22 protein-coding genes are annotated in these 21,464 nt (G+C 70.5%); 19 read left to right on the forward strand and 3 right to left on the reverse strand.

What is annotated here, in order from left to right; all coding sequences use genetic code 11:
• Window positions 1-4 precede the first annotated feature (4 nt).
• From MED01_RS31905 to MED01_RS31915, 3 genes are read left to right on the forward strand one after another with little or no spacing between them, the layout of a single operon-like run.
• Window positions 5-337: a hypothetical protein gene (locus MED01_RS31905; RefSeq protein WP_238672166.1), complete on the forward strand. Its 333-nt coding sequence runs from the start codon at window positions 5-7 to the stop codon at window positions 335-337.
• Window positions 334-1,395, forward strand: coding sequence for a WXG100 family type VII secretion target (locus MED01_RS31910; RefSeq protein ID WP_238672167.1), 1,062 nt, complete (start codon window positions 334-336; stop codon window positions 1,393-1,395). Before MED01_RS31905 ends, MED01_RS31910 begins: the two co-directional genes overlap by 4 nt.
• A 13-nt stretch (window positions 1,396-1,408) precedes the next feature.
• Window positions 1,409-2,314: a hypothetical protein gene (locus MED01_RS31915; RefSeq protein WP_238672168.1), complete on the forward strand. Its 906-nt coding sequence runs from the start codon at window positions 1,409-1,411 to the stop codon at window positions 2,312-2,314.
• 13 nt (window positions 2,315-2,327) lie between these two features.
• On the opposite strand, the gene MED01_RS31920 is transcribed toward MED01_RS31915, so the two are convergent.
• On the reverse strand, window positions 2,328-3,299 hold the full coding sequence (locus tag MED01_RS31920) for an aldo/keto reductase (RefSeq protein ID WP_238672169.1): 972 nt from the start codon (window positions 3,297-3,299) through the stop codon (window positions 2,328-2,330).
• A gap of 186 nt (window positions 3,300-3,485) precedes the next feature.
• On the opposite strand from MED01_RS31920, the gene MED01_RS31925 reads away from it, so the two are divergent.
• The 12 genes from MED01_RS31925 to MED01_RS31980 all read left to right on the forward strand — a co-directional run bounded on the left by MED01_RS31925 (window position 3,486) and on the right by MED01_RS31980 (window position 15,359).
• The gene (locus MED01_RS31925; protein ID WP_030332780.1) at window positions 3,486-4,538 is read left to right on the forward strand and encodes an LLM class F420-dependent oxidoreductase; all 1,053 of its coding nucleotides are present in this window, start codon (window positions 3,486-3,488) and stop codon (window positions 4,536-4,538) included.
• Window positions 4,535-5,371: an undecaprenyl-diphosphate phosphatase gene (locus tag MED01_RS31930; protein ID WP_238672170.1), complete on the forward strand. Its 837-nt coding sequence runs from the start codon at window positions 4,535-4,537 to the stop codon at window positions 5,369-5,371. The genes MED01_RS31925 and MED01_RS31930 overlap by 4 nt, the downstream gene beginning before the upstream one ends.
• A 179-nt stretch (window positions 5,372-5,550) precedes the next feature.
• On the forward strand, window positions 5,551-6,996 hold the full coding sequence (locus MED01_RS31935; protein ID WP_238672171.1) for a sugar porter family MFS transporter: 1,446 nt from the start codon (window positions 5,551-5,553) through the stop codon (window positions 6,994-6,996).
• A 175-nt stretch (window positions 6,997-7,171) separates the two neighbouring features.
• Window positions 7,172-7,474, forward strand: a complete 303-nt coding sequence (locus tag MED01_RS31940) for an urease subunit gamma (RefSeq protein WP_238672172.1) — start codon at window positions 7,172-7,174, stop codon at window positions 7,472-7,474.
• 10 nt (window positions 7,475-7,484) lie between these two features.
• A complete protein-coding gene (locus tag MED01_RS31945) occupies window positions 7,485-7,946 on the forward strand; it encodes an urease subunit beta (protein WP_238672173.1) in 462 nt (153 codons plus the stop codon).
• Window positions 7,947-7,994: 48 nt separating this feature from the next.
• Window positions 7,995-9,713 (forward strand): urease subunit alpha, encoded by a 1,719-nt coding sequence (locus tag MED01_RS31950; RefSeq protein WP_238672174.1) that lies wholly within the window; start codon window positions 7,995-7,997, stop codon window positions 9,711-9,713.
• Window positions 9,714-9,774: 61 nt separating this feature from the next.
• Window positions 9,775-10,338, forward strand: a complete 564-nt coding sequence (locus tag MED01_RS31955; protein ID WP_051708532.1) for an urease accessory protein UreE — start codon at window positions 9,775-9,777, stop codon at window positions 10,336-10,338.
• A 22-nt stretch (window positions 10,339-10,360) separates the two neighbouring features.
• Complete coding sequence (locus MED01_RS31960; protein ID WP_238672175.1) at window positions 10,361-11,038, forward strand: urease accessory protein UreF; 678 nt, start codon at window positions 10,361-10,363, stop codon at window positions 11,036-11,038.
• A gap of 44 nt (window positions 11,039-11,082) precedes the next feature.
• Complete coding sequence (gene ureG, locus MED01_RS31965) at window positions 11,083-11,712, forward strand: urease accessory protein UreG (RefSeq protein ID WP_238672176.1); 630 nt, start codon at window positions 11,083-11,085, stop codon at window positions 11,710-11,712.
• The gene (locus MED01_RS31970) at window positions 11,709-12,626 is read left to right on the forward strand and encodes an urease accessory protein UreD (protein WP_238672177.1); all 918 of its coding nucleotides are present in this window, start codon (window positions 11,709-11,711) and stop codon (window positions 12,624-12,626) included. Before ureG ends, MED01_RS31970 begins: the two co-directional genes overlap by 4 nt.
• 19 nt (window positions 12,627-12,645) lie before the next feature.
• Window positions 12,646-13,671: an urea transporter gene (yut, locus tag MED01_RS31975; protein WP_238672178.1), complete on the forward strand. Its 1,026-nt coding sequence runs from the start codon at window positions 12,646-12,648 to the stop codon at window positions 13,669-13,671.
• Between the two features lie 26 nt (window positions 13,672-13,697).
• On the forward strand, window positions 13,698-15,359 hold the full coding sequence (locus MED01_RS31980) for an ammonium transporter (RefSeq protein ID WP_238672179.1): 1,662 nt from the start codon (window positions 13,698-13,700) through the stop codon (window positions 15,357-15,359).
• Between the two features lie 32 nt (window positions 15,360-15,391).
• Here MED01_RS31980 and MED01_RS31985 read toward each other — a convergent pair whose 3' ends face one another.
• Window positions 15,392-16,111, reverse strand: coding sequence for a DUF1275 family protein (locus tag MED01_RS31985; protein WP_238672180.1), 720 nt, complete (start codon window positions 16,109-16,111; stop codon window positions 15,392-15,394).
• A 177-nt stretch (window positions 16,112-16,288) separates the two neighbouring features.
• Between MED01_RS31985 and MED01_RS31990 the strand changes: the two genes are divergently transcribed.
• The 4 genes from MED01_RS31990 (at window position 16,289) to mshC (ending at window position 19,849) form a co-directional block, all read left to right on the forward strand.
• The gene (locus MED01_RS31990; protein WP_238672181.1) at window positions 16,289-17,002 is read left to right on the forward strand and encodes an MSMEG_4193 family putative phosphomutase; all 714 of its coding nucleotides are present in this window, start codon (window positions 16,289-16,291) and stop codon (window positions 17,000-17,002) included.
• Window positions 17,003-17,147: 145 nt separating this feature from the next.
• A complete protein-coding gene (locus MED01_RS31995) occupies window positions 17,148-17,729 on the forward strand; it encodes a DUF3090 domain-containing protein (RefSeq protein ID WP_238672182.1) in 582 nt (193 codons plus the stop codon).
• On the forward strand, window positions 17,726-18,544 hold the full coding sequence (locus MED01_RS32000) for an SCO1664 family protein (RefSeq protein ID WP_238672183.1): 819 nt from the start codon (window positions 17,726-17,728) through the stop codon (window positions 18,542-18,544). The genes MED01_RS31995 and MED01_RS32000 overlap by 4 nt, the downstream gene beginning before the upstream one ends.
• Before the next feature lie 66 nt (window positions 18,545-18,610).
• On the forward strand, window positions 18,611-19,849 hold the full coding sequence (gene mshC / locus MED01_RS32005) for a cysteine--1-D-myo-inosityl 2-amino-2-deoxy-alpha-D-glucopyranoside ligase (protein WP_238672184.1): 1,239 nt from the start codon (window positions 18,611-18,613) through the stop codon (window positions 19,847-19,849).
• A gap of 103 nt (window positions 19,850-19,952) precedes the next feature.
• Here mshC and MED01_RS32010 read toward each other — a convergent pair whose 3' ends face one another.
• Window positions 19,953-21,164, reverse strand: a complete 1,212-nt coding sequence (locus tag MED01_RS32010) for an alpha/beta hydrolase family protein (RefSeq protein WP_238672185.1) — start codon at window positions 21,162-21,164, stop codon at window positions 19,953-19,955.
• Window positions 21,165-21,464 lie beyond the last annotated feature (300 nt).

Here is a 21,464-nt window from a genome sequence, read left to right on the forward strand (position 1 = left end):
CGGCATGCCACCGGATATCGATGTCGACGTGCAGGCGGTCCGTCGATTGGAGACAGCCGCCAAGCAGGTCGCCAGCTCGCTGGCCGCGCTGCAGGGGCAGATCCTCTCGGCCGGCGACGTGCCGTCGGGCGCCTTCGGCCATCTGCCGTTCGCCAGCGACATGCTCCGCGACAAGTACGCCGAGCAGGTCACCGGCGGCAAGGAGTTGTTCTCCGCCGCGAGCGCCGCGTTCGGCCGGGTCGCCACGGCGCTGGGCGACACGGTCGAGGCGTACGAGCACAACGAACGGGACCTCGACGCCGGGTTCAAGGCCATCCAGTCGGGGCTGCCCGGATGAGCGGCCCGGCCGGCAGCGCCGTCCAACTGTGGAACGGCCTGGACAGCGCGCTCTCCGGGGTGCAGGACGCCGTCGACAGTGTCTGCCGCACCCTGGCCTGGCCGCTGATCCAGCTCGTCGAGCTGGTCGACGGCGAGCCCGCCGTGCTGCGCGCGAAGGCCGCCGAGTGGGACGCGCTGGCCGCGCAGGTACGCGACCTGGCGCAGGGGCACCGCGGGGCCCGGGAGTCCGCGCAGGGCGGGTGGCGCTCACCGTCCGGTGTGGCGTACGGCCAGCGGTTGGCCGAGGTGGAGCAGCAGCTCCTCGACGTCGCCGAGCAGTTCGCCGCGACCGCGGAGTACCTGCGCAGTGTCGCCGACGGCCTGCAGACCGTGCACGACGTGCTCGTGGACCTCTGCGTGGAGTTCGTGAACTTCCTCCTGGTGACGCTGGTGACGGCGTTGCTGATGGCCCCGGTGACCATGGGCGCGTCCTGGGCGGCCGGCGTGGGCGTGGCCGTGACCAGGGGCCTGATCGTGTTTTCCCGGGCTCTGAAGGTCATGCGGCCACTGGCGACACATCTTCAGAAGGTCATCCGCCTGCTGCAGCGGGTCATGCTGTATCTGCGCAAGCTGCAGGCGCACCTGGACAAGCTGGTCAAGATGCAGGACAAGCTGCTCACCGGCCGGAAGTACGCCGACAAGCGGCACGCCGCCGGCAAGGCCGACAAGTGGTTCCACAAGATCTTCGACCCGACGAAGGGCACCTACAAGCTGGGCAAGTCGGGTTCACCGTTCGACATGGGCACCCTTGAGCGGGCCGCCGCGCTGCGGGCGCACGGGGTCGCCGACGGTGCCCGGGTGGTCGCCCGGGACTGGGCGACCCATCTGCCGTGGAACGTGCCGAACTCGGTCGTGCACGGCGTCACCTGGGGGACCGTCGCGTTGACCAGCGGGCTCTCCGTACCCGGCAGCGAACAGGTCGGCGATCAGATCGACCAGGCGGTGCAGGGCGGGGCGGACTGGATCGACCAGAATGTCTTCGGGCAACCGCCGGCGGGTCAGCCGGCGGGCCGCTAGGGAGGAACGCGTGATGTCAGGGGAGCGGGGCCGCCTCGGTCGGTTCACCGACGCCGTGCTCGGCGGCGCGCGGGCCGCCCGGGACAAGGCCCGTGAGCTGCGCGACGAGTTTCGCACCAGCGACGAACCCGAACGTGCTCTCGTCGCGCCACTGCTGCCCGGGCAGGAGCTGCGCTATGTGGGGCTCGGCCCGGTCCGTGCCCCGCAGACCCACAAGGCCGGTCGGCAGCTCGCCGATGTGATGGCCGACGAGTTCGTCGACTCGCTCGACCCGAAGGTGCTGTTCGGGCTACTCAACATCGTCAACCCGGTGGTCTGGGTGGACGCGGTGCTGACGCCGGTCCGGATGGCCGCGGGCGTGCTGCTGCTGCCGGGCAACGCTGGCGCCCTCGCGGCGGGGGTGCCGGAGGCGGCCGAACCGGAGCCGGCCCCGCCACAGCAGCGGGCGCCTCGGGTGGTGATCCCGCTCACGCCGGAGCAGGAGGCGTTCCGGGCCCTGTTCCGGCTGAGCCTGTACCGCCCGCTGGCCGACCAGCTCGCCGAGATCGCCTACCGTCGCCGGTTCGTCTTCAGCGGTGACCTCGCCACCCTCGCCGGCAGCCTGCTGCTCTTCCTGGAGCGTTACACGGGCACACCGCTGGCGGTGACCGACACCCACCTTCACCTGCTGCGGATGGGGCCCCGCCCGGACGCCGACCGGCCCGACCGGCGTCAACCGCGGGTGCTGTGGAGCGTCGAGCGCGGCCGGGTGGCCCGGATCGACTCGGAGGGGGGCGTGGGCGGTCTGACGCGTTTCCCGTCCACCATCTTCTTCGACGACGGCTCGTGGATCCGGATCGTCAACCCGGCGACCCGCGACGACCAGTCCCGGTTCCTGACCGCTATCCGCGAGCTTGCCGGGAACCGCCCGGCGTCGTGACCCGGCCGGCGGGTCAGCCGTCGCGTTCGGGGTAGCCGACCGGCACCGCGGAGACGTCGTCCAGCGCGGTGGTGATCTCCTCGGGCAGGGTGATCCGTTCCACCGCGAGCGCGCCGAGGAGCTGCCCGACAGTGCGCGCGCCGAGGATCGGCGCTGTCACGCCGGGCCGGTCCCGGATCCAGGCCAGGGCCACCTCCAGCGGCGACACCCCCAGCCCACCGGCCGCGGTGGCCACCGCCTCCACGATGCTGGAGCAGCGCGGCTCCAGGTAGGTCGAGACGAACGGCTCGAAGTGCGGCGACGCGGCCCGGGAGTCGGCCGGACGGCCGTGCCGGTACTTGCCGGTGAGCACGCCCCGCCCCAGCGGCGACCAGGGCAGCACGCCGAGGCCGAGCGCGTCGCACGCGGGCAGCACCTCCCGCTCCACGCCCCGCTCCAGCAGCGAATACTCCACCTGGGACGCGACCACCGGCGCCCGCCCCGGCCAGGCGGTCTGCCAGGCCGCGGCCCGCGCGGTCTGCCAGCCGGAGAAGTTCGACACCCCGACGTAGCGGACCTTGCCGCTGGCCACCGCGTGGTCCAGGGCGGCCAGGGTCTCTTCGAGGGGGGTGTCCGGGTCGTACCCGTGCACCTGGAACAGGTCGACGTGGTCGGTGCCGAGCCGGCGCAGCGACGCGTCCAGCGTGCGCAGCAGGTGCCCCCGAGAGCCGTCCCGACGTCGGCCACTGCCGGGGCGTAACCCGGCCTTCGTGGCGATCAGCAGCTCCTCACGGGGGACGAGGGAGCCCAGCAGCGAGCCGATCACCGACTCGGCGTCGCCGTCGCCGTACACGTCAGCGGTGTCGATCAGGTTGCCGCCCGCGTCGAGGTAACTCTTCAGCTGAGCGGCCGCATCGTCGGCGTCGGTGTCCCGGCCCCAGGTCATGGTGCCGAGCGCGAGCCGGGAAACCGCCAGCCCGCTTCGGCCGAGCGGTCGCTGTTGCATGGGTGAACCTTATTTCGAACCTGCCGCCACGGATATCCTCGCTCCCGTATCTCTGCCGGTTCTGCCGGTTCCGCCGCCTCGGGCTGCCCCGATGGAGGGGGGATCAAAGGGGTCGAGCCGGTGATCGAGTCCGTTATCGGCATTGCGTAACCTGGGGCGACCTGTGCCACGGATGGGGGAGGACCAGTGCGACTCGGGCTCAGTCTCGGATACCAGACGGCGTGGAGCACACCGGCCGACCACCTGGCGCTGGCCCAGGAGGCGGACCGGCTGGGCTATTCGGTGGTGTGGGCGGCGGAGGCCTACGGCTCCGACTCGCCCAGCATGCTGGCCTGGATGGCCGGCCAGACCGAACGGATCGACGTCGGCGCCGCGGTGATGCAGATCCCCGCCCGTACGCCGGCGGCCACCGCCATGACCGCCGCCACCATCGACGCGCTCTCCGGCGGCCGGTTCCGGCTCGGCCTGGGTGTCTCCGGCCCGCAGGTCTCCGAGGGATGGCACGGCGTGCGTTTCGCCAAGCCGCTGGCCCGGACCCGCGAGTTCGTCGACATCGTCAAGCTGGCCATCGCCCGCAAGGAGGTGGCGTACGACGGCGAGCACTACACGCTTCCGCTGCCGGACGGCCCGGGCAAGGCCCTGCGACTGGGCTTCCACCCACCCCGCGAGCACATACCGATCTACCTGGCCGCGGTCGGCCCGAAGAACCTGGAGCTGGCGGGCGAGATCGCCGACGGCTGGCTGGCAGTGTTCTACGCCCCGGAGTTCGCCGAGGAGCAGCTCGCCTCGGTGCGCGCCGGGCGGGCCAAGGTCGGCAAGGAGTTGGCCGGTTTCGACGTGGTGCCGTCGGTGCCCGTGGTGATCGGTGACGACGTGGCCTCCTGCGCCGAACTCGTCCGCTGGTACGCCGCGCTCTACGTGGGCGGGATGGGCAGCCGGCAGCAGAACTTCTACAACCAGCTCGCCACCCGGATGGGCTACGGCGACGCCGCCCGCGAGGTGCAGGACCTGTACCTGGCCAAGCGCCAGCGCGACGCCGCCGCCGCCGTACCCATGGAGTTCATCGACCGCACCTCGCTGCTCGGCCCGAAGGAACGCATCGCCGAGCGGATGCGGGAGTACGCGGCGGCCGGCGTCACCACGCTGTCGGTGACCCTCTTCGTGGCCGACCGGGACAGCGGTGTGCAGACCCTGCGTACCGTCGCCGAGGCTCTCGACCTCTCGGGAGTTGGCGAGTGACCTGGGTCGAGGCAATCGTTCTGGGCATCGTCCAGGGACTGACCGAGTTCCTTCCGGTCAGCTCGTCGGGGCATCTGCGGATCACCTCGGCGATCTTCTTCGACCGCGACGCCGGCGCGTCGTTCACAGCGGTCACCCAGCTCGGCACCGAAGCGGCAGTGCTGATCTACTTCGCCAAGGACATCTGGCGGATCACCCGGACGTGGCTGGTGGGCATCCGGGACAAGTCGGTGCGCTCCAGCCTCGACTACCGGATGGGCTGGTACGTGATCGTCGGCTCGATCCCGATCGGGCTGTTCGGTTTCGTGTTCAAGGACCAGATCAAGACCGCCGGGCGCAACCTGTGGGTGGTGGCGACCACGCTCATCGTGTTCGCGTTCGTGTTGGCCTTCGCCGAGTACTGGGGGCGGCAGACCCGCACCCTGGAGAACTTCCGGATGAAGGACGGCATCGTGATGGGTTTCGCCCAGGCCATGGCGCTGGTGCCCGGGGTGTCCCGTTCCGGCGGCACCCTCACCGCCGGCCTGCTGCTCAACCTGACCCGCGAGGCGGCGGCCCGGTACTCGTTCCTGCTGGCCATCCCGGCGGTGGTGATGTCCGGCGTGTTCAGCCTCGGGGACGTGTTCGAACCATCCGCCCCGGGCACGTCGGTACCCACGGTGGCCCAGACGATCGTTGCCACCGTCATCGCCTTCGGCATCGGTTACGCGGCCATCGCCTGGTTGTTGCGCTACGTGGCGCACCACACCCTGTACGTCTTCGTGCTGTACCGGGTGGCGCTGGGCACCCTGGTCCTGGCCCTGTTGCTGACCGGCGCTATCGACGCCACCTGATCCGCCCGCGCGTCCGCCGGCCTCCGTTCCCCGCCCGGGGATCGGAGGCCGGCCCGTTTGCGGTGTCCACCGGATGGTGCCGTACTTCATCCTATTTCGGTCGAACCACCTCAGAGCGCACCTAGTCTTTCTGTGTCCGGGTTGATGTCAGGGACGAGACTTGCGGGAGAGGGGCGACCGTGACCGCCAGCGGCGCGAAGCGCGGGCGGGGTGGGCCGCCACGGCGCAACCTCATAGCGGTCCTCGCGATCGTCGCGCTCTCCGGCGCGCTCTTCGGCTACGACCAGGGCGTCATCAGCGGGGCGCTGCGCGACATCCGCCAGACCTTCGACGCGGACACCTTCGCCGTCGAGGTGGCGGCGAGTTGGGTGACCCCCGGTGCGCTGGTGGGTGCGCTGCTCGGTGGACACCTCGCGGACCGGGTCGGCCGCCGGGGAGCACTGTGGGTCGCCGCCGCCGCTTTCGCGGTGGGCACCATCGTCCAGGCGTTCGCACCGGTGATCGGGGTGATGTTCGGTGCCCGGCTGATCCTGGGGCTGGGCATCGGGGTGGCCTCGGTCGCCGGCCCGATGTACGCGGCGGAGGCGGCGCCGGAACGCATCCGGGGCAGCCTCCTGGCGCTCTACCAGTTCTCCACCACGTTCGCGATCTTCATCGGCTACCTCGCCGACGAACTGTTCGAGGCGGGCAGCTCCTGGCGTTACCTGCTCGGGGCCGCCGCGCTGCTGGGGGTGGCCCTCGCCCTGGTCACCACGGTGATCCCCGACTCGGCCGTCTGGTATGTCGGGCGGGGCGACCGGCGGCGGGCGGAGGCGTCGCTGCGGGCGACGGTGCCGCCGGAGAAGGTGCCCCAGCGGCTGCACGCCGTGCAGGAGAGTCTCGCGGCCGGCAAGGCGGGTTGGCGCGAGGTGCTCTCGCACGAGTGGCGGCGGCCGTTGGTGCTGGGTGTGGGCCTGGCCCTGTTCCAGCAGCTGACCGGGATCAACGGGATCATCTACTACGCCGACGAGATCTTCTCCGCCGCCGGATTCCACACCCCTCAGGCGCAGCTGGCAGCCACCACCTGGGCGATCGGCGCTGTCGACTCGCTCTTCACGCTGGTCGCGGTCGCCTTCCTGGACCGGCTGGGCCGCCGTCCACTACTGCTGGTCGGCCTGCTGGGCATGGCGGTGTCGCTGGTGGTGGTCAGCGTCAGCTTCGCGAAGATGGATCCGGGGGCGCAGGCGGCCGGAGCGACCGGGCACCACCCCACCGACGCCGGCATCTTCCTGCTGGTCGGCGTGGTCATGTTCGTGGCGTTCTACGCGATGTCGATCGGCCCCGCCGCCTGGACGGTCATCAATGAGATCTTCCCGGGCCGCATCCGGGGCCGATGCGTGGCGGTCGCGTCCGCCACCCACTGGGGCACCGAGTACCTCGTCACCCAGTTCTTCCTGAGCATGCTCGACGCCCTGGGCCGGTCGGGTGTGTTCGCGCTCTTCGCCGGCACCTGTGTGCTCGGCTTCCTGTTCATCTGGCGGTACCTGCCGGAGACGAGGGGCAGGACCCTCGAGGAGATCCAGCAGATGTGGCAGAACGACGCCCGTGTTCGGCGCTCGCACCGTGCCGGCGCGGGGTCCCGCTAATTCTCGGCTTCTGACCCGTGGCGCAGCGGGCAGGGCGTACGGTCGAGCCGAAGCCGCCCAAAAACGGATCTGTTGGACAAACAGCTCATTCCGGATGAGCGTCGGTGCTCGCCCGGTGGGAATCCGCTCGGCGGGATGGCGGCCCCCGACCGACCGTCGCAGAAGGACCAGGACAGTGCATCTGACACCACGGGAATTCGACAAGCTGACGATCCTCTCGATGGCGATGGTCGCCAATGCCCGCAAGGCCAGGGGGGTCAAGCTCAATCACCCCGAGGCCGTCGCGGTCATCTGTGCCGCCGCCCTCGAGGGCGCCCGGGACGGCAAGACCGTCGAAGAGGTCATGAACGAGGCCCGCAGCACCCTGAGCGCCGACGACGTGATGCCGGGCGTGGCGGACATGCTGCCCATGATCCAGGTCGAGGCGGTCTTCACCGACGGCTCGCGACTGGTCACCGTGCACTCACCCATCCGATAGGGAGCAGGACATGGCCAACCAACATCCCGGCCCCAACTCGAAGCACGTGCGACCCATCGGCGGCTACGTACTCAGCGATCAGCCCCTGGAGCTGAACGCGGGCCGGCCGGTCACCGAGGTCGTCGTCCAGAACACCGGTGACCGTCCGATCCAGGTCGGCTCGCACTTCCACTTCTTCGAGGCCAACCGAATGCTCGCCTTCGACCGTGAGGCGGCCTTCGGGCGGCGGCTGAACATTCCGGCGACCACGTCCATCCGCTTCGAGCCGGGTGACAAGAAGACGGTGCAGCTCATCCCCTTCGGCGGGCAGCAGCGCGTGTACGGCTTCAACGGTCTGGTGCAGGGGTGGAGCGGCAGCGAGTCGACCCCCAGCTATCGACCCGACCGCACCGAGGCGATCCACAACGCCAAGACCCGCGGCTTCAAGTTCAGCGCGGAGCAGCAGGACGACCCCAAGGGCAAGAAGAAGTAGATCGACTAACCCGCAGGGCTGCGCGCCTCGGGCAGGAGAGAAGATTCGATGAGCCAGATTTCCCGGCAAGAGTATTCCGGCATGTACGGCCCCACCACGGGCGATCAGATCCGGCTCGGCGACACCGACCTGTACATCGAGATCGAGAAGGACCTCCGGGTCCTCGGCGACGAGGTGATGTACGGCGGGGGCAAGACGCTGCGCGACGGCATGGGCGTCAACAACCAGTACACCAACGCGCAGGGCGGCCTGGACCTGGTCATCACGAACGTGACCATCCTCGACGCGACCCTCGGCGTGGTCAAGGCGGACGTCGGTGTCAAGGACGGCAAGATCGCCGGCATCGGCAAGGCGGGCAACCCGAACGTCATGGACGGGGTCACCCCCGAGCTGATCACCGGTCCGGGCACCGAGGCGATCTCCGGTGAGCACCTCATCCTGACCGCCGGGGGCATCGACACGCATGTGCACCTGGTGACGCCGCTTCAGGCGTACGCCGCCCTGAGCAACGGGGTGACCACCCTGTGGGGCGGCGGCACCGGCCCGACCGACAGCACCAACGGCGTCACCATCACCCCCGGTCCGTGGAACATCCACGCGATGATGCGGGCCTTCGAGTCCATCCCGATCAACATCGGCCTGATGGCGAAGGGCAACAGCACCGGCCGCGCGCCCCTGGTGGAACAGATCATGGCCGGCGCGCCGAGCTTCAAGATCCATGAGGACTGGGGCGCGCCGCCAGCGGTGATCCGGGCCTGCCTGGACGTCGCCGACGAATTCGACGTGCAGGTCAGCATCCACACCGACACCCTCAACGAGAGCGGCTACCTCGAGGACAGCATCGCCGCGTTCGAGGGCCGGACGATCCACACCTTCCACACCGAGGGCGCCGGTGGTGGGCACGCGCCGGACGTCATCAAGGTCGCCGCTCAGATGAACGTGTTGCCGAGCTCGACCACGCCGACGGTGCCCTACGGCATCAACAGCCAGTCCGAGCTGTACGACATGATCATGGTCTGCCACAACTTCAATCCGCAGGTCCCCTCGGACGTGGCCTTCGTGGAGAGCCGGATCCGGACCGAGACGATCGCGGCCGAGGACGTCCTGCTCGACGAGGGCGTCATCTCGATGATGCAGAGCGACTCGCAGGCGATGGGCCGGGTGGGCGAGACCTGGTTGCGGACCATCCAGCTCGCCGGGCAGATGAAGACCGCCCGCGGCAAGCTCGCCGAGGACTCCAGCGCCAACGACAACTTCCGGGTGCTGCGGTACGTGGCCAAGATGACCATCAACCCGGCGATCACCCAGGGAATCTCGCACGTGCTGGGCTCGGTCACACCCGGCAAGATGGCCGACCTCGTGCTCTGGGAGCCGGCCTTCTTCGGTGCTAAGCCGAAGCTTGTCCTCAAGGGCGGCATGATCGCCTGGTCGATCATGGGTGACCCGAACGCCTCGCTGCCGACGCCGCAGCCTGTCTACTACCGGCCCTCGTTCGCCGCGTACGGCAGTCAGCTCGGCAAGACCTGCGTGACCTTCGTGTCGCGGGCCGCGCACGAGGCCGGCATCGCCGAGGAGCTCGGCCTGCAACGGCAGGTCATGCCGGTGTACCGGACCCGGGGGCTCACCAAGCGGGACATGGTCCGCAACGACCGGCTGCCCAAGCTCGAAGTCGATCCGGAGACCTTCGCCGTGAAGATGGACGGCGTGCACGCGACGGTGCCGCCGGCCCGGAACCTGCCCCTGAGCCAGCTCTACTTCTTCAGCTGACCCCCGCCGGACGCCGGCGCCGCAGTGTGCGGCGCGGGCGCACCATGGAAAGGAGACGCCCGTGCTCGTCGAATCGGTGCTGGGCAACATGAACGAGCCGGACTGGACGCTCCGGCTGAAGGAAGCGCGCATCGACGACCTGGTCCTGGACCAGTGGGACGCCCAGAAGAGCCGGATCCGCAAGATGACCAGTTCCGGGGCGGAGCTGTCCGTGGCGCTGGCGCGGGGGGTCCGGCTGCGCGACGGCGACATCCTGGCCTGGGACGACCTGACCGCCACGGCAGTGGTGGCCCGCGTCCAACTGGGCGAGGTGATGGTGGTCCACCTCGACCAGCTGCGCGGCGAGTCGGCCGAGCTGCTGATCCGCTCGGCCGTCGAACTCGGCCACGCGATCGGCAACCAGCACTGGCCGGCAGTGGTCAAGGGCACCCGGATGTACGTGCCGCTGACAGTGGACCGCAAGGTGATGGATTCGGTGATGCGAACCCACGCGTTCAGCGGGATCACGCACGAGTTCGTCCCCGGCACCGAGATCATCGCGTACCTCGCTCCGCACGAGTCGCGGCGGCTGTTCGGTGGCGCCGACTCGACACCGCACTCCCACCTTCCCGCCGACCTCAACTGAGCGGGGCCGGACGGTGCGCACGATGGCCGAAACCCTGAAGCTCCTGCAGTTCGGCGACTCGGTCTTCCCGGTCGGTGCCTTCTCGTTCTCCAACGGGCTGGAGATGGCCGTCGAGCATGGCGTCGTGCACGACCGGACCACCCTGCAGGACTACGTCCGGACTGTCACCCGGCTCGCCGCAACCGGGGACGGGGTGGCGGTGCTCGCCGGCCACCGGGCTGCCCGGGCCGGCGACCTCGAACGGATCCGCCAGGCCGACCAGGCCGTGCACCTGCGCAAGATCAACGAAGAGACGCGCACCATGTCGGTCCGGATGGGTCGCAAGCTGGCCGAGGCCGCGACCCGGATCGTCGGGGAGACGCTGCTCAAGAAGCGGATCGACGAGTCTGCCAACGGCGTGCCGGTCACCTATCCGGTCGCCCTCGGCGTGGTCTTCGCCGACCTCGGGGTCGACGAGCAGGACGCGTTCGCGGCCCACCAGTACGGCGCGGCCTCGACGGTGCTCAGCGCGGCGATCCGGCTGATGCCGGTGGACCACCTCGACGCGCAGTCGATCCTCTTCGCTGTCAACGAGCGGGTCGCCGACGACTACCACGAGGTGCGCACCGCGAGCCTCGACGACATGCAGACCTTCGGGCCGCACGCCGATGTGCTCGCCGCCGCGCACCAGCACGTGCACGTGCGGATGTTCATGAGCTGAATCCGCACCCCGCGGAAACGTACCCAGGAAGGACAGGTCACAGGATGAAGTCGGCAAGTCGTATCGGAGTGGGCGGCCCGGTGGGCAGTGGCAAGACCGCGATCATCGAGGCTGTCGTGCCACGGTTGGTGGAGAACGGGCTGCGGATACTGGTGATCACGAACGACGTGGTCACCACTGAGGACGCGAAGCACGTCCGGCGGGCGCTGACCGGGGTCCTGGTCGAGGAACGGATCATCGGCGTGGAGACCGGGGCATGCCCACACACGGCCGTGCGTGAGGACCCGAGCATGAACCTCGCCGCCGTGGAGGACATGGAGTCCAAGTTCCCGGACAGCGACGTGGTCCTGATCGAGAGCGGCGGCGACAACCTCACACTGACCTTCAGCCCTGCCCTGGTGGACTTCTTCATCTACGTCATCGACGTCGCCGCCGGTGACAAGATCCCGCGCAAGAACGGGCCGGGGATCTCCAAGTCCGACATCCTCGTGATCAACAAGACCGATCTGGCGCCCTACGTGGACGCCGACCTCGACGTCATGGCCCGTGACGCGGAACTGATGCGCAACGGCAAACCGGTCGTGTTCACCAACTGCAAGACGGGTGAGGGCATCGACGAGCTGGTCTCGCTGGTTCGCCGCAACGCGCTCTTCGACGCCGAAGTGGTCGCATGATCACACTGGACAGTGCCCGGGAGCTGGCGCCGTACCAGGACCAACCGGCGCAGCTGCCGGCCGCCGCCAACGGCAAGGTCGGCATCCTGCGCCTCGGGTTCGAGCGGCGCGGGGACCGCACGATCCTGCACGACCTCTACCGGCAGTCGCCGCTGCTGGTGCAGCGCGCGCTCTACTGGGACGAGGAGATGCCGCAGCTTCCCTGCGTCATGATCCTCACCACCTCCGGGGGCATCCTGCAGGGGGACCGCCTGCACCTGGACGTCACCCTGGCGGCTGGCAGCCAGGCGCACCTGACCACCCAGGCCGCGACCAAGATCCAGGAGATGGACGCGAACTACGGGACTCAGGTCCAGCGGTTCACCCTGGGCGAGGACGCCTACCTCGAGTTCCTCCCGGAACCGACGATCCCCTACCGGGCCAGCCGGTTCGTCACCGACAGCCGGGTGCGCCTGCCGGAGAGCGCCACGATGCTCTACGGCGAGGTCCTGCAACCCGGCCGCAAGTACTACCGCGACGGCGAGCTCTTCGCGTACGACCTCTTCTCCTGCTCCCTGCGGGCCGAACGCCCCGACGGCCGGCAGTTGTTCGTGGAGAAGTTCGTGGTGACCCCGAGGCAGTTCGGCGTGGCGAGAGTCGGGGTCATGGACCGCTTCCACATCTTCGGCAACGTCGTGCTGCTCACCAGCCCCGAACGGGCGGCCCGGGTCTTCGATCGGACCTCGACGCCGGTCTGGGACGAGCAGACCCCTCTGGCCAGCGCCGTCAGCCGGCTGCCGAACGACGCCGGGCTCATCTTCAAGGTCCTGGGTCAGGAGACCGAGCCGGTCCGCGCCGCGGTACGCGCCTTCTGCGTGGCCGCCCGGGAAGAGGTGACCGGCCGGACCTTCCCGCCGGCGTTCAGCTGGCGTTGATCTGGCGAGGAGACGTTTCGTGACAGCAGTGGCACACGGTTGGGACCGGCTCAGTGACGGCAACCCGTTGCTCGGGTTCGTCGACGCCTGCCTGCGCGGGCCGGCGCAGGTCCTCCTGCAGAACAACCCCCTCACCGGCCTGCTGGTCCTGGTCGCGGTCGCCTGGGGGGCGTTCGAGAACGGGCAGCCACGGATCTTCGGGGGAGGGGTCGTCGGGCTGCTCGTCGGCACCGCCACGGCGCTCGCCCTGCGGGTGGACGAGCCCTCCCTGCGCAAGGGACTGTTCGGCTTCAGCCCGTTCCTGACCGGCATCGCCGTGCCGACGTTCCTCGACGACCGGCCGTTGATGTGGCTCTACCTGGTGCTCGGCGCGATCGGCACGACAGTGGTCACCCTCGCCCTGAACGCGATCTTCAAGACCTGGGGTCTGACCGCGTTCACCATGCCGTTCGTGTTGACCACCTGGGTGCTGCTGCTGGCCGCGTACCAGTTCGACCGGTTCACGGTGCAGACCAACCTCAAGCCGACGTTTCCCGGCGAGGGACAGTTGACCACCGGCCGCTTCGACTGGGACCTGATCCCCACCTTCCTGCGCGGGGTGTCCCAGGTCTTCCTGATCGACAGCTGGGTCACCGGGGTGATCCTCCTGGTCGCGCTACTGGTCAACTCCCGCTGGTCGGCGCTCTTCGCGGTGATCGGCACCGTCGGGGCCACCCTGCTGGCGCTCTGGTTCGGCGCCGACGCGGCCTCGCTGGACAAGGGCCTCTTCGGCTTCAACGCGGTGCTGACGGCGATCGCTGTGGGCGCTGTGCTGCACCGCCCCGGCGCGCTGGTGACCCTCTACACCCTCTTCGGCATCGCCCTGACGCTGTTCGTGCAGCTGGCCCTGGCGAGCGTGCTCGCCCCACTCGCCATCCCGGTGCTGACCGGACCGTTCAACATCGCCACCTGGCTGTTGCTGCTGCCCAAACGGCACTTCGCGCCGGTGCCCAACCACGAACGCGTCAAGGAGTCCGTCGTCACCACGGTGCGACACACCGTCTGACGTACCGAGAGGAGAGGTGAGCTCCCATGCTCGCTCAGGAAGCGGTGAACTCGGGCGACACGGCCTGGGTGCTCGTCTGCACCGGCCTGGTGTTGTTCATGACCCCCGGCCTGGCCGCCTTCTACGGCGGCATGGTCCGGACCCGCAACGTACTCGCGATGTTGCAGCAGAACATGGTCGCGCTGGGCGTCGTCAGTCTGACCTGGGTCCTGGTGGGGTACACCATCGCCTTCGGCGACGACGCCGGCACCGGCCTCTTCGGCAACCTCGAACTCTTCGGACTGACCGACCTCAAGGTCCCACCCGCCCCCCATCTGCATGTGGTCGCCGGCCAGGTGACGATTCCGACCCTGGCCTTCGTCGCGTACCAGATGATGTTCGCGGTGATCACCCCCGCGCTCGTCACCGGCGCCACGGCCGGTCGACTGAGGTTCGCCGGCTGGGTCGCGTTCCTGGCGATCTGGTCGGTCGTGGTCTACGCCCCGGTCGCGCACTGGCTCTGGCACCCCGACGGCTGGCTGGCCAAGTTCGGCACCCAGGACTGGGCCGGCGGGATGGTGGTGCACGCCTCGGCGGGCGCCGCCGTGCTCGGCACGTTGCTCGTCGTCGGACGCCGCCGTGGCTGGCCACGCACCGCCTCCCCGCCCAACTCGATCCCGCTGACCATTCTCGGGGCGGGCATCCTCTGGTTCGGGTGGTTCGGCTTCAACGGCGGCGACGGACTCCAGGCCAACGGCCTCGCCGCCCAGGCCCTGATCAACACCCACCTGGCGGCAGCCGCCGGCATGATCGTCTGGCTGGTGGCGGAGCGACTGAAGGACGGCCACAGCACCGTCGTGGGCGGCGTCTCCGGGGCGGTCGCGGGGCTCGCGACGGTCACCCCCGCCGCCGGGTACGTCAACACGCTCTCCGCCATCGCCATCGGCGCGATCGCCGGCTTCGTCTGCCACTTCGCGCTGCGGTTGAAGTACCTGCTCCGGCTCGACGACGCGCTGGACGTCCTCGCGGTCCACTTCGTCGGAGGCATGCTCGGCTCGCTGCTGGTCGGCTTCTTCGGCGACAGCGGCGTCAACCCGCTGGGCAAGGACGGTCTCTTCTTCGGCGGCGGCGGATCCCTGCTCTGGCACCAGGTCGTCGGCGTGGTCGCCGTGGTGGCCTTCTCCTTCGTGCTCAGTTGGGCGATCGCCGCCGCCGTGCAGGCCGTTCTCGGGCTTCGTGCCCCCGCCGAGGCGCAGGACAATCTCGACCACGCCCAGCAGGACGCCGACGCGTACCACCTGGGCGGCGTGGCGGGTCTCAACGGCAGCGGCGCGCCCCAGCGTCGGCGTGGGCCCGACCGCGAACGCGGCCCGGAGCGGTCCTCCCGGCCGCCGCAGAACGCCCGACTGGTCACCGCGACGGTCAACCCGACACTGCTGCCCACCACCCGGGAGCTACGCGATGCGCTGGTCGGCGCGGGTGGCACCGCCATCGTGCTCTTCGACGCCACGGTATCCACCGCCGAACCGGCCGCCCGTTCGCTGCCCCGAGGGTTCTGGCAGGACCAGGATCTCGTGGGCCGGGCCCGGGTCGAGGTGGTGGTGGACCGCGAGGCGGTGTCCGCGGTGCTGGACGTGCTGAGCCGTTACGGCGCGGACCGCTCAGAGTGCTTCGTGCAGGACGTTCAGCTCGCGACGGACGTGCGCTGAGCGCTGGCACACCGGCGCGCCGCCGACCACCGTCACCGGCGGACGCGGACCAGCAGCGACAGGGTGGACAAGACCAGCGTTCCCCAGGCCGGCACCCAGAGCGGGTCTTCCTGCGCCACCGCGCCGAGGCCACCCCCGGTGGCGTAGCAGGTCAACGCCAGGAGCCCCAGGAAGATGCCCTGCCGGGCCCGCGATCGGCCGGCGTCCGGCCCGGCCATCAACCGTCCGACGCGTTCACCGAGCTTCGCCACGGTGCCCGACTGGTAGGTGACGGCCGTGGCGATCCCGGCGGTGCGGGCGAACAGGGTCGCCAGCGCGCCCATGGCGAAGCCGCCGGCGGCGGCCAGCCCGATCCGTGCCGACCCGCCCTGCCGGCCGTGGTGAAGCAGCAGGTTGAGCGCCGCCCAGAGGGCCATGGCCGCCACGGCGCAGGCGAGGCCCCGCGAGGAGGGTGCCCACCGGCTCGGTGCCGCTCGGATCTGCGAGACCACGCCCGTCCCGGCGGCGAACGCGACCAGCGAGGCCGCGGATTCGGGCCAGGCGGCGTGCCTTCCGGCCAGGCCGATGCCCAGGAGGACGGCGTTGCCCGACTGGTTGGCGACGAAGGCCCCGTAGCGCAGGAAGGCGAAGGCGTCGACGAAGCCGGCGGTCGCGGTGGTGACGGCGAGAACCAGCAACGGGTGCCGGAACTCCCGGTACACGTCCTGTGGGTCCGCGGTGAACGACGGCCGCGCGGATGCCGAGTCGCCCATCGCGTTCCACATCCTCCGACAGCGGCCCCCGGGCACGCCAGGCAAATGGCACTTTATCGAACGGCGGCGCGACACCGTGCGTTTCCCGCCAAATCGGGTGATCGCGCTGATCAGTGGAGCCGACGCGGACCCCGGCAGGCCGACGGGCGACGAACCCGCTCGGAGGCAGGTCATAGGGTGGTCACCGTGGCGACCCTCCTGCTTCTGCGACACGGCCGGACGACAGCGAACGCGGACGGCGGTCTGGCCGGCCGCCAGCCTGTCGAGTTGGACGACACCGGACGCGCCCAGGCCACAGCGGTCGGCGAGCGGCTGCGGGCGGTGCCGCTGGCCGCCGTGGTGACCAGCCCACTGATCCGCTGCCGGCAGACCCTGGAACTGGCGCTCCCGCAGGCCACCCCGGTGGTCGAGGACGGCCTGATCGAGTGCGACTACGGCAGCTGGGAGGGGCAGCCGCTGAAGAAGCTGGCCAAGGAGCCGCTCTGGCCGGTGGTCCAACAGCACCCCAGCGCGGCGGTCTTCCCGGGTGGGGAGGCGATGGCGGCGATGGCGGCACGTGCAGTGGCGGCGGTTCGAGCCTGGGACGCCCGGGTGAACGCCGATCACGGGCCCGAGGCGGTCTGGTTGGCGTGCAGCCACGGCGATGTGATCAAGGCCATCGTGGCGGACGCGCTCGGCGTACACCTTGATGCCTTTCAGCGGATCGTGGCCGACCCGGCGTCGGTGACGGCGATCCGGTTCACGCCGCTGCGTCCGTTCCTGGTGCGGCTCAACGACACCGGTGGCGACCTGGCGGCGCTGGTGCCGCCGCCGGCCAAGCGGCGTCGGCGCGCGAACCGCGCGGCCGACTCGGACGCGGCCGTCGGCGGTGGAGCGGGTGCGTCGCGGTGAGGCGCGTCACGGCACCACCGTCGGTCGGGGCGTCGGCGTCCGCCACGCCCGGGTGTAACCCCTGGTACGCCGGGCGCGCCGACGCTGTGGCGATTCGCGTCGGTGGGGTGCGCGATGCCAGGGCGGGCCGGATAGGGTCGTGGGTATGACCCACCAGGTGCACGCCTTCGAACCGCCGGAGCGGTTCGTCGCCGGGACTGTCGGGGCGCCAGGGGAGCGCACGTTCTTCCTGCAGGCCCGCGGCGGCGGCAGGCTGGTCAGCGTCGCGCTGGAGAAGGTCCAGGTGTCCCTGCTCGCCGAGAAGCTGGAGGAGCTGCTCACCGAGGCGCAGCGTCGCTTCGGGGTGGACCTGCCCGAGCTGGCGCCGGTGATCGGCGACAACGAGCCGCTGGACACTCCGGTCGACGAGGAGTTCCGGGTCGGGACGCTCGGGCTGGCCTTCGACGTCGACACCGCGACAGTGGTGATCGAGGCCATCGCGGCGGGCGAGGTGGAGCCCGAGGTCGAGCTGGGCGACGAGGACGACGACGAGGACGACGACGAGGACGAAGAGCCGGACGAGGACCTGGATCGGCTCCGGGTCCGGCTCACCCCGCAGGCGACCCGCCAGTTCATCGAGCGGGCCCGGCGAGTGGTCAACGCGGGCCGGCCACCGTGCCCGCTCTGCGGCCAACCGTTGGACCCCGCCGGGCACCTCTGCCCGCGGCACAACGGTTATCACCGGTGACCTCGTCCGGCCTCCAGCCTCGCCAGGACGGCGACGCCGCGCTGCGGCTGCTGCGTGATGGCGTCCTCGACCTGGAGGGTCGGCTGGTCGACGCGTCGAACACGACGCTGCGCGGCCTCCTGACCCTGGACGGGTTGACCGCCCGCTGCGTCTACAAGCCCGTCCGGGGTGAGCGCCCACTCTGGGACTTCCCCGACGGCACCCTGGCCGGTCGGGAGGTCTCGGCGTACCTGGTCTCCAGGGCCACCGGATGGGACCTGGTGCCGCCCACGGTGCTGCGGGACGGCCCGTTCGGCCCCGGCTCCTGCCAGCTGTGGATCGACGAGCCGGAGGACGCCGAACCGCTCGTCGGTTTCCTGCCCGCCGGGGAGTTGCCGCCACGCTGGATCCCGATCGCCGCGGCCCAGGACGACGACGGCGCCGCGTACGCCCTCGCCCACGCCGACGACCCACGGCTGGCCCGGCTCGCGGTGCTCGACGCGGTGCTCAACAACGCCGACCGCAAGGGTGGTCACGTGCTCGTCGGCGCCGACGACCGGATCTACGGCGTGGACCACGGGGTGAGCTTCCACGTGGAGGACAAGCTGCGCACGGTGCTCTGGGGTTGGGCCGGTAAGCGGCTGCCAGCGGACGCCGTGGAGATGCTCGACGCGCTGGCCGGGCAGGTCGCCGGTGCGCTCGGCGCGGAGTTGGCCGACCATCTGACGATCAGCGAGGTGGCCGAGGTGGCCGCCCGGGTCGACAGGCTGCGCGAGACCGGCTGCTTCCCCCAGCCTCCGGAGGACTGGCCGGCGATGCCCTGGCCGCCCATGTGACAGGCTGTCATCTTGATCACCCGTGGGGCGCTCCGGCGTTGTCGCCGGGCTGGCTAGGCTGATCCCATGGAGTCTTGGGCGGGACACGAGGTGCCACGGCTGCCGGGCAGGGGCGAGCCACTGGCGTTGTACGACTCGGCGCGGCAGGGTGTCCACCCGAGCGAGCCGGCCGACGCGGGAAGCATGTACGTCTGCGGCATCACCCCGTACGACGCCACGCACCTCGGCCACGCCGCCACCATGATCACGTTCGACCTGGTGCAGCGGATGTGGCGCGACGCCGGCCGCCCGGTGCGCTACGTGCAGAACGTCACCGACATCGACGATCCACTGCTGGAGCGGGCCGCCCGCGACGGCGAGGACTGGGTGGTCCTGGCGATGCGTGAGACGGCGCTGTTCCGGGAGGACATGGAGGCGCTGCGGATCATCCCGCCGGAGCACTACGTGGGCGCTGTCGAGTCGATCCCGGACATCGCCGACAAGGTCGAGGTGCTGCTCAAGGACGGTGCCGCGTACCGGCTCGACGACGGCACCGGCGACGTCTACTTCGACATCTCCGCCACGCCCCGCTTCGGCTACGAGTCGAACCTGACCCGCGAGCAGATGCTGGAGATCTTCCCCGAGCGCGGCGGCGACCCCGATCGGGCCGGGAAACGGGACCCGCTCGACCCGCTGCTGTGGCGCGGCGCCCGCGATGGCGAGCCGTCCTGGCCGGGTGGCGAGCTGGGCCCGGGCCGCCCCGGCTGGCACATCGAGTGCGCGGTGATCGCGCTCAACCTGCTCGGCGACCGGATCGACGTGCAGGGCGGCGGCAACGACCTGCTGTTCCCGCACCACGAGGCCTCCGCCGCGCACGCCGAGCGGCTCACCGGCCAGGCGCCGTTCGCCGAGCACTACGTGCACGCCGGCATGATCGGTCTGGACGGCGAGAAGATGTCCAAGTCCCGCGGCAACCTGGTCTTCGTGTCCCGGCTGCGCGCCGACAAGGTCGACCCGATGGCGATCCGGCTGGCGCTGATCTCCGGTCACTACCGCAGCGACCGCACCTGGACCGACGACCTGCTCACCGCCGCGTACGAGCGCCTGGACCGTTGGCGGCGGGCCGCCGCCGCGCCCGCCGGGCCGTCCGGGGCTGAGTTGCTGGCCGAGGTACGCGCACGCCTGGCCGACGACCTGGACACCCCCGGAGCCCTGGCCGCAGCCGACCGTTGGGCCGAGGCCACCCTCGCCGGCGCCACCGACGACCCCGACGCGCCGGCCCTCTTCGCGAACACTGTCGACGCCCTCCTGGGCATCCGCCTCTGACCGTGCGTTTCGCGTTTGCCGTGATCGACTCGGGTTCCTGGATGTCGGGGTGTCCCGGCCGGTGCGATGCCCCGGTTTCCAGGAAGCCGAGTCGATCAGCGCATCACGGAATGAACGCCACCTCGGGGAAGGCCCGGCTCGGGCCGCTCAGGAGGTGACCGCCCCGGTGCCGCAGGTGCAGGTCGAAGAACGCCAGCGGGTACGCCTGCCCGATGCGGACCGCGCGGGCGGGGTCGAGAGTGCCGACCCAGCCGACGAGTTCCTCATCGCTCATCCCGATGATCCGTGCCAGCTGCGGCACGAGCCACTGATTGTCGCCGTACGACGAGTGGACCACCCCCGCGGCCTGCACGTTCAGCCGCCATCCGTGAAGGTGCGTGAAGAACTCGGCGACGGCGGGCTCCGCGGCCCGGGTGAACTCCGCCGTCATCAACATGAACGGTCGGTGCAGGTCGGTGGGCAGCGGCTGCGACTGCATCGGGCCGTCGAGGCTCAGCCCTGCCCGGACCCGCCGGTCGGTGCCCATGGTCAGGGCCGTCGCCGTACCGCCCTTCGACCAGCCGAACATGCCGACCCGGCTCAGATCGAGGGCGGCGCCCAGCCCAGGTGGCAGCGGCGCGTGCGCGACGTCGGGGTTGCCCCCGGCCGCGAGAACGGCGATCTGGTCGAGAACGAACCGGACGTCGCGCGTGTAGGTCCACGGGGTGGCGTCGAAGTCGTCCTCCCGGACGGTGACCCGGCCGTCGGGGAACTCGCTGAACCCGTCGTACGTGTGGTCCACAGTGACGACCACGTACCCGTGGCTGGCGAGTTCCTGCACCACGATCGTGGTGTCCGAACGGTGGCTGCCGGCGCCGTGCGAGTAGAGAACCACCGGTAACCGCCGACCCGGATGCCGCACCGGCGCGCCCTCGTGCCCGGCCGTCAGTGGCGCCAGCGCGGCGTCGGGGGAAAAGCCGGCGGAGCCCAGCAGCATGCGCATCGACGCGGCGGTCATCCAGGGGGCGAGCGGATGATCCCGGACGTCCCGGGCGGGATACCAGACGCTGACCATCAGCTCCCGGTGCCGCCCCGGCCCCGCCAGCGGCTCCGGTCGGGAACGGTCGACCAGATGCAGCGCCACCGTACCCACCCGGTGGGGCCCGGTCGGCCGGGGCAGGGTGAGCCGGACCGGGCCCCGACCGGCCGTGGCGGCCATGGCGCGGCCGTCGACACCGGCAATGCCCATCGGTACGCCGACCCCGGCCACCAGTGCGGCTCCGACAACTCGACGGCGTGTCAGTCCCCGTCCACCGACGGGCTTCACGGTTCGCATCGATCTACCTCCAGAGGTCGCTCGACGCCGGGACCGAGCCGCCCGACCATCGAGCAATACACACGCAGTATATATACTGAGTGTATAGATGCAACGGCTCCGCCCGCGCTCAGCCCGTTCCACCAACCCCACCAACCCCGCCCTGGCCCCACCAACCCCGCCCTGGCCCCACCAACCCCGCCCTGGCCCCGCCCCGCCCGCCCCCGGCCCCGCCCCGCCCCGCCCCACTCCCGCCGCACACAGCGTTCGCGCGACGGCGGCGACAGCGACCGGTGTCCGGCGTGATATAAATAAAAAGTT

This window comes from Micromonospora alfalfae (genome assembly GCF_022230925.1).
GTDB classification, from domain to species: domain Bacteria; phylum Actinomycetota; class Actinomycetes; order Mycobacteriales; family Micromonosporaceae; genus Micromonospora; species Micromonospora alfalfae.